An 8,433-nucleotide genomic window follows, 5' to 3' on the forward strand; every position below is an offset into this window, starting at 1 on the left:
CGATGCTGATTGATGACGCCAGCCCGTTCGCTTCTGTCGAATTCGTGGCACCGCTAGAGCATAGGCTCCCAGAGTCAAGCCAAGTTCTATGAAAAATCGATCCCATACTGGTTTGCACGGCACCCACATTCGCATGAGAAACGTAATCACGCGCTTGCTTTACAAGGCTGATCGACCGAAGAGGAGTACGTCAAACCGTCTTGATTCAGTGAAACGAAGTCGATTGACGTTGGAAATGATAGGCAGAGTTCCGCGTCCCCCGACACGACAATAGAGAAGAGGATAATATGACGGTAGGCAAGATCAGCAAAACAATGACAATGCTCACCATAATCGCGCTGACTGCAATGGGATTCATCACTGCGGCAGAGGCGTCCAAATCTCCATATGCCAGCAGGGAGGCAGGACAGATTCTCACGATCAACACGCCAGAGCGCGACAGCAAGCCCCTTGCCACGCTTGTCATGATTCCGAAGAACAATCCACTGGCGACCCTGGTGACCGCTCCTGCTGAAGCGCCGAACGGCCGCGGGTCTGTGCGGTCCGCATCAGAGGGCCTTGCGAAGGAAATGGCCGTCGCTGCGACCGTGCCGCGTCGAGATGGTCTGTCCACCTCCGGTTTCTCGTCCACCTCGAAGCCAACGGCTTCTCTGGTTTCGGTTCTCCCGTGGCTTCTCGGTAGTCTCATCCTGATTGGGGTGGGTTTGGCCGCGTCGATCGGCCTGCGCCGCAAGCACGGTTGAGTTGGCGGTGAGGGGCAAGCACGCCGAAGCTTGAGTGCCTGAACGGTGTGTGGCCGGTGCGTTTCGAACTGTCGAGCGCATCGGTATTCTCGTTCGCTGCAGGACTGATCGTGGGCGAATCTTTTCTACATCACGGTCACTCTGCCCGAGCGGTCTGCTCCTTACGAAGTGGAACAGTTGCAGCCGCCCCGCTCGGCACACGCCGTATCCGCGTGCGGTGTGTGCCGATCTCCTCAGTGCGCGATATCGCCGTCGCGCACCCCGCCATCCGTTCCGGACTCAATGCGCAGTGCTGCGGCGCGATCGGCCTCCAACGCCTCCGTCGCCATCTGACCGGGCGCGTAAGCGGACGGGTGTCGTTGCGGGGGTTACCGGTCCCGCGCCCGGCCGGGTCGTGCTTGTCATAGCCGAGGTGCCCGGTGATCTCGCCCTCGAGCGCGGACTCCTGCAGCCGCTTGGTCAGCTGCTGCAGCATCCCGCACTCACCGATCAGCTGCAGCCCGCTGGCCTTGGCATTGCTCACTAATGGGTCTGTCAAACACAACGAGCGGCTCTGGCTCGTAATCGGTGGTAACAGCGAGTGGCCGTCAGGGCAGAAGGATGCGGTGGCGGCGAAGATCGAATCCTGCGCGTCCGTGCATCTGTCTCATGATCCTTTTGGTGCGGGTGTTGACGCCTTCGGTTCGTCCGTTGTGGTAGGGCAGGGTGACCGCACTGTCCACGGCGGACCGGTCGATCTCGATGCCGTTGGTGAGACTGCGTATATGCGGCAGATCGACGGAGCGGACCTGTGTGATCCACTCGGTGAGCTTCACGTCGTTGCCCTCGGCCGGTGTCAGTAGCGCGGCGAAGCCGCGTATCAGGCTGGCGAGTGCGGTCATCTCGGGGCAGGAAGCGGTGATCTTCTGCAGCAACGGTGTCTCGTTCGGGTGCAGGTTGCCGGGTTTGGTGAGTAGAAGGCGGCTGACGTGGCGGGCTGTCGTGACGGGGCGGTCGCCGTCGGCTCGGCCCTGGTTGAGGTAGCGGACCAGCAGGTTGGCGCTGCCGGTGTAGCCCAGTTCGCGGATCTCTGTGAGCAGCCGGGTGACGGGAACCGCAGGATCGGCCGCGCGGCGGGCGCGCAGGTGGTCACGGTAAGAGCCGACCAGGGTGGGGCGGTAGGTCGGGGTGATGCGAAGAACCTGGGGTTCGGGCATGCGGGCGTAGCGTTTAACGGTGTTCAGGGCCAGGTTGAGGCGGCGGGCGCAGTCGAGCAGCCCGACCCCGTGACCGAGTAGATCGTGGATCTTGTTCCAGCGGTCGCGAGTGGTCTGCTCGTGAACGCCGCCGGGGCGGGGCGGGTTGATTGTGGCCCAGCATCCGGCGTGCGCGCGGACCTCGAGCAGTACCTTGGCGCAGAGATTGCGCCACAGGTGCCATCGGTCGCTGACCTGCACCGCTTTGGGCAGTGCCCGGCGGACGGCTTCGGCGTAGGTTGCCGAGCGTCCCGGCACACGACCTCGACACCGGGGTGCTCACGCAGCCACGACTCCAGGGTGGCCGCGTCGCGACCGGGCAGGACCGCGACACGCCGGCCGGTCTCGGCATCGATGATGATCGTGGCGTAGCGGTAGCGGCGGCGCAGGGCGAAGTCGTCCACACCGATCACCCGCGGCACCGTCAGCTCGGGCAACGGCAGGCACCGCAGACGCCGCAACGCGGTGCTGCGGGACACGGGTATGGCGAGCAGTCCGGCCAGGCGTGCCGCCGCCCGGCCACCCAGTTCTCGCGCCACCTGGGAGATCTGCTCGACAAGCCGCACCGTGCGGCGCTGATGGCGTTGCAGCAGTCCGGGAATCTGTTCCCGGAACGTCTGCCGCGAGCAGTTCCGAGCCGGACAGACCAGCCGCCGCATGCGCAGACGGACGACGACCTGGCGGCCATCGACCGGCACATCCTTCACCGTCCGGTGGTGATACCCGTGCACTTTCGCTGTCTCGGTCCCGCAGACCGGACACGACACGACCTTAGCCCGAGCACGAGCCGTGACCACCACCATCCCGGCGCCCTCTGTCACGCCCTCGATGACCACGCTGACAGTCCAGAGAACACCGTCCCCACAAGGGAATCGACAGTCATCACAAGATCATGATTACGAACAGCTACTCGCCGTCACCACCGATTACGAGCCAGAGCCGCTCGTTTTACAGTTCCAATGCAGGCGCAAGCGCGCCGACCCACTGGAGTCGTGCCTCCACAGTTCTGCGCGGTAGTCGTTAGTGACCAGGGTGCTCAGCACCTCGCTCTCCGGTCCTGGGACGGGGGGTCGCGGTAGTGATGCACGACCGATCGGGTGAACCGGCTGCAAGGTTTTCTGCACCGCGCTGTTCAACCCGCTATACCCGTTGTCTCGAATGCGTTCGAAGAGAGCGGTGGGTGTGGCGGTCGCGGTCGTGGTGCGCCTGTTGGGCGAGGTCGGTGTCGAGATCGACAGGCGCTCGGTGGACCTGGGCACCCCCAGGCAGCGATGTGTGCTGGCGGCTTTGGCGGTTGACACCGGACAGGTCGTGCCGGTGGACAGGCTGGTCGAACGGGTCTGGGGCGTGGACGCGGCGCCGCGGGCGCGGGCGACGCTGCACAACTACATCTCCCGATTGCGGCGGGCCTTGGCCTCCGCGAACGGCTTGGCCATCGTGCGCCGGGCGGGCGGTTACGCCTTGGTGGCGGACACCGTTGAGTCGGTGGTGGACCTGCACCGGTTCCGCGACCTGCGAGCCACTGCCGCCGCGGAAGCCGACGACGAGCGGACCGCACGGCTGCTGACCGATGCACTGCTGTTGTGGCGCGGACACGCGTTAACAGGCGTGGACTGCGCATGGGCGGAGGTCGAACGAGATCGCCTCGCGCTGGAGCGTCTGGCCGTGCAGCATGACTTGACCGACGCCCGGCTGCGTCTGGGCGGGGGCAGCGGCCTCGTGGCCGAGCTGACCGCACGGGCCGCCGAACACCCGCTGGACGAGCGGATCGCCGGCCAGTGCCTGGTGGCTCTGCACCAGGCCGGGCGCACCGGCGACGCGCTGGAGCACTACCGGCGGTTGCGGGAACGGCTGGTGGACGAGCTGGGCATCGATCCCGGCGACGCGCTGCAGGATCTGCACCGGCGGATCCTCACCTCCGATCCTGTCCTGCCCACGGCCACCGCCGGCAGATCATCGTTCGCGCCCGCCCAGCTGCCGACCGAACCGAAGTCGTTCACCGGTCGTGTGGCCCAACTGGCCGCTCTCGACCGTGCCCTGCCGACCCCCGACGGCTCCCCATCGCGGGACGACGGGCGGGGTCAGAAGACGACGGTGGTGATCTCCGGTGCCGGTGGCATCGGCAAGACCTGGCTCGCGCTGATCTGGGCGCACCGCAACCTGCACCACTTTCCCGACGGGCACCTGTCGGTGGATCTGCGCGGCTTCGACGTGGGCGAACCCCGACAGGCCCTCGACGTGCTGGCCGACTTCCTGGCCGCCCTCGGCGTCGACCGCGACCACCAGCCTCAGGACCTCGATGCCCGCGCCGCGTTCTTCCGCACGCGCACGGCCGGCAAGCGGATGCTGGTGCTGCTGGACAACGCCGTCACCGCGGACCAGGTCGTGCCGCTGCTGCCCGGCGGTACCGGCTGCACCGTCCTGATCACCAGCCGGAACCGGCTCTCCGCGCTGCTCACCCGCCACGGCGCCGAGCCGGTCCAGGTCGGCCTGCTGAGCGCCGCCGAAGCCCGCACCGTGATCGACGCGGCACTCGACGACGTCCACGGCGGCACTGCTGCCGCGCAGGTCACCGAGCTGGTCGCCCAGTGCGGTGGTTTCCCGCTCGTGGTCGGTTTGGTTGCCGCCCGCATCCGCACGGACGCTCACCTCCTCGATGACATCGTGACCGAACTGCGCGAACTCGGTCTGGACGCCTTGGACTCCGACGACCCCAGCACCAGCCTGCCAACGGTGCTGTCCTGGTCTCTGCGCCACCTCACCGACCGGGAACGCGCCGCGTTCGCGTTGCTAGGGATCGCCCCTGGACCGGACATCGATCTTCCCGCCGCGGCCAGCCTCACCGGGTTGCCCGTGTGCGACACGCGCGCCCTGCTGCACCGGTTGGCCGACGCCTCCCTCGTCATCCCCGCATCCGGCGGGCGCTACCTGATGCACGACCTGATTCGCGCCTACGCCGTACTCACGGCGCGCAACGACCTGCCGGAGCCGACGCGGCGGGCGGCGCTGCAGCGGGCGGTGGACTTCTACCTGCACACCGCCTACACCGCAGACCGCATCCTGAACCCCCGTCGAGCGCCCATTGCGCTCGACCAGCCCAGCTCCGATGCACACTCCCAGGCGCTGTCCGACGCCTCGGCCGCCCTGGCCTGGCTGGACACCCACCATCCTCACCTGATCGCCGCCCAGCACACGGCGACCGCCCAAGACCGTCCGCAAGCCGTGTGGCACCTGGCCTGGACGCTGAGCACCCACCACCTCCGACGGGGGCACCGCCACGTCGAGCTGGCCATGTGGCAAGCCGCCGCTCACGTCATCGAGCACCTGCCCGACCCCAACACCCGCGAGCGCATCCACCGGCGGCTCGGCCTCGCCCACTCCGAGCTGGGACAGCACAGGCAGGCCATCGACCACCTGAGCCAGGCTCTCGCCTTGGCCGAAGACGACCCCGATCCCATCCAGCAGGCCTACAGCCACGAGGCGCTGTCCCAGGCCTGGGCACGCTCGGGGGACGACGGACGGGCCATGGAGCACGCCCGCCGCGCCATGGAGCTCTACCGCGCCCTCGACGAGCCACTGCACGAGGCCGACACGCTCAACAGAGTGGGCTGGTACGCCAGCCTGCTGGGCGATTACGACACCGGCCGCGATCACTGCCGAGCCGCCCTCGCCCTGCACCGCCACCACGCCAATCGCGAAGGCGAGGCCGACGCGCTGGACAGCCTCGGATGGATCGACCACCACACCGGCCACCACCGGCAGGCGATCCACCAGTACGAGAGAGCTCTCACCCTGTTCCGCGCGCTGGGCAACAGCGTGCAGGTCGCCAGCACCCTCGAGCACCTCGGTCATCCCCACACCGCCCTCGGCCAGCACGAGCAGGCCGCCACAGCCTGGCGGGAAGCCCTGGAACTCTTGCGGGAACAAGGCCGCCATGACGACGCCGAACGCGTGCAGCGACGACTCTTCGAGCGCCTGGTGAACCAGCACTGACCTGACAGAGCCGAGGCATCGCGACTGACACGCGACCCGCCTTCGTTTCGGATCCGCCCTGCCACCGGACGCAGCGGCTCGACCAGCGCCGTACAGAAAACCTGTGAGAAGTCTTCACGGTCGGTCCTGCACAGTCGAGAACGGCAATGGTCACTTCGAGACTCCAGGAGAACAAATGAAGGCAACGCGGTCACTTGCGGTTGGGCTGGCTGTGCTCGGGTGCGCGGTCGTCGCCCCTGGAACGGGCGTTGCGGACCAGTCGGCCGGCACGTCGTCATCCATTACCGTTACCGTGAGCTGCTCCGACTTTCCGGCTCCTATCGGATACTCGTACGAGAAGCGCGAGGAAGAGACGCCGGGCGTGTACGCCTACTACATGTACTACAAGAACTGCGAGCGAATTCCCATGCGATCGCAGAAGATCAAGATCGATCTCAGGAACGCTCCTGATCAGCATCCGTGTGTGGCTCCCGGGCAGACGATCTTCGGAGGGAAGACGACCGGGTTCGTAGCTGTCCGCAGCATGACGTACGAGGGCCGCTGCTGAGCTGACGCGAACGGTCTACGCCCAATCGCCTCCGCGTGTGGGCCAACCGTTTCTCCTCAGCCGCACCAGATCAAGTGGGATCTCGGAGAGCCGGTCGGCCTCGTCACGCTCCTGAAAGTCGCGAACCAGCGTTGCGCTGTCAAGAGGGTTAAGCAGGCAGTGGTTGCGCTACCAACACCGCGATGATCAGAACCCCTGCAGGAGATCGAGTTCGACAGCGGGTTCAGACGTCCAAGCAAGTTGCTGTCCAGCGCCCAGCCCTCGGCGTCGGACAACGCCACATCACTACTACATCTGAGAAATCGCGGCAAACGAGCCGCAGAACGACACCACGATTAGAACGAGGAGTCACGATGCAGAAATTGAAGTACGGACTGGTAATGGCGGTATGTGTTGCTGGAACTCTCGGCGTGGCGATGCCCGTCACGGCGGCAGCCGCGCCCGCCGCGCTGCCAGGTAACTCCGGCTACATCACGTTCTGGGACGACAATGGCTACCGCGACCGGTTCATCGACTTCACCAACGGCGAGGGCAGCGACGACCTCGACGACCTGGGTTTCGAAGACAAGGCGAGCAGCTTTGTGAACAAGACGAGCACGTACTGGGTCATCTACGAGAACAAGAACCGCTTGGGGAGGAAGCTGTGTGTGCGACCCAACTCCCACCTGACCAACATGAACGACGTCTCGTTCGGGGACAAGATGTCGTCGCTGCGCCAGGCTCGCAGCGCAATCTCAAGCTGCGACGGCGCGACAGCAATCGGCCAACCGAACTGAACTGAGTACACCCAGGTGCGTGGCGCTGTCGCCTCAAGCGAACCCGTGACCGCCAAGCACGTGGAGCATGTTTCGGGTTTGCGTCCTGCCGAGATCGAGCCTGACGCAGGGTGCATCGCGTTCGCGTTCCTTCTGGCTATCGGACGGCTCGGTCCTGGCCTTGCGAGACGCACCGCCAGTCGAGCGGCACGTAGGCGGTGGACGGCTCGTTACGCTCCGCCCACCGCCTAGGACCACTCACTCCGACGACTGGAGTTCGAACCGGCACTCGACCACCCGGCTGCCGCTACAAATCCTCTGGTCAGCCCTGTTCCTATCCTTTGGTACTCCCGCCCGAGGTCCGGCCCTCCGCACAACGATCTCGCGCAGGGTAGCGCCCTTCCCAAGGCCCGGCCAGGGCGGCGGCACGTACCGCGATCATCGATCAACAAGAGGGAATGCCGTTAGCGAGGCTGACTTCGTCAGCGAGATCAAGTCGACTCTCGACACGGCGAGGAAGAGCCTTACGGCCGGCGAAGTTCTCAACGGAGTGGAGAGGGCGGTGCGCACCCCGCTGGCGGATGTCTCGGCAGGTGCAAGTCCTCAAGACGCAGACGTCTCGTTCACCGACCCCACTCTCCTGTCGATCGCACGCGCTCTGCGGATTCGCATGAACGACCGCGGACTGGATCCGAGGGACGGGTCTGCTGCACCGTTAGGTGACATCTTGACCTGCCCCACCGGAAGGGTTCCAGTCGTTGTGGCTAACTGGCAGCGGTGGCGGTGTTGTGGTCAGAGCGTAGTTCGTACTCGATTGGGGTGAGGTGGCCGAGGGCGGTGTGCCGTCGGCGGCGGTTGTGGAAGATCTCGATGTAGTCGAAGATCGCGTTGGCCAGCTCGACGCGGGTCTTCCATCGTTGACGGTTCAGTAGCTCGATCTGCATCGATGACCAGAAGGATTCCATCATCGCGTTGTCGAGGCCGTCGCCGACGCTTCCGAAGGATGGCAGCAGACCGGCTGAGCGGATCTTGTCGCCGAAGACCCAGGAGGTGAACTGGGTGCCGTGATCGGCGTGGACGATGCCGCCGGGCGCGGGGCGCCGGTTGCGAATGGCCATATCGAGCGCGTTGACGACCAGGGTTGAGTCCTGTGTGGAGTC

Annotated in this window: 5 protein-coding genes and 2 pseudogenes; 4 read left to right on the plus strand and 3 right to left on the minus strand. The window is 65.8% G+C overall.

The features are described from left to right. The first annotated feature begins 287 nt into the window (after nucleotides 1-287). Nucleotides 288-743 carry a hypothetical protein gene (locus tag BLQ91_RS40875; RefSeq protein ID WP_143023074.1) on the plus strand — a complete coding sequence of 152 codons (456 nt, stop codon included), beginning with the start codon at nucleotides 288-290 and terminating at the stop codon, nucleotides 741-743. Between the two features lie 340 nt (nucleotides 744-1,083). Here the strand turns inward: BLQ91_RS40875 and BLQ91_RS43945 are convergent. Continuing rightward, nucleotides 1,084-1,269, minus strand: a pseudogene (locus BLQ91_RS43945) (IS256 family transposase); the annotation flags it as partial. Between the two features lie 61 nt (nucleotides 1,270-1,330). Then, nucleotides 1,331-2,864: pseudogene (locus BLQ91_RS38705) on the minus strand (ISL3 family transposase). 272 nt (nucleotides 2,865-3,136) lie between these two features. Between BLQ91_RS38705 and BLQ91_RS38710 the strand changes: the two are divergent. From BLQ91_RS38710 to BLQ91_RS38720, 3 genes are all read left to right on the plus strand, one after another. Next, the gene (locus BLQ91_RS38710; protein ID WP_090105442.1) at nucleotides 3,137-5,971 is read left to right on the plus strand and encodes an AfsR/SARP family transcriptional regulator; all 2,835 of its coding nucleotides are present in this window, start codon (nucleotides 3,137-3,139) and stop codon (nucleotides 5,969-5,971) included. A gap of 175 nt (nucleotides 5,972-6,146) precedes the next feature. Next, nucleotides 6,147-6,518, plus strand: coding sequence for a hypothetical protein (locus BLQ91_RS38715; RefSeq protein ID WP_143023075.1), 372 nt, complete (start codon nucleotides 6,147-6,149; stop codon nucleotides 6,516-6,518). A gap of 353 nt (nucleotides 6,519-6,871) precedes the next feature. Further along, the gene (locus BLQ91_RS38720) at nucleotides 6,872-7,294 is read left to right on the plus strand and encodes a peptidase inhibitor family I36 protein (protein ID WP_143023076.1); all 423 of its coding nucleotides are present in this window, start codon (nucleotides 6,872-6,874) and stop codon (nucleotides 7,292-7,294) included. A 743-nt stretch (nucleotides 7,295-8,037) separates the two neighbouring features. Here BLQ91_RS38720 and BLQ91_RS38725 read toward each other — a convergent pair. Then, nucleotides 8,038-8,433 (minus strand): IS3 family transposase (locus tag BLQ91_RS38725; RefSeq protein ID WP_143023077.1); only part of this gene is annotated, 396 nt, incomplete at its 5' end.

The organism is Lentzea jiangxiensis, assembly GCF_900104175.1.
Classification (GTDB): domain Bacteria; phylum Actinomycetota; class Actinomycetes; order Mycobacteriales; family Pseudonocardiaceae; genus Lentzea; species Lentzea jiangxiensis.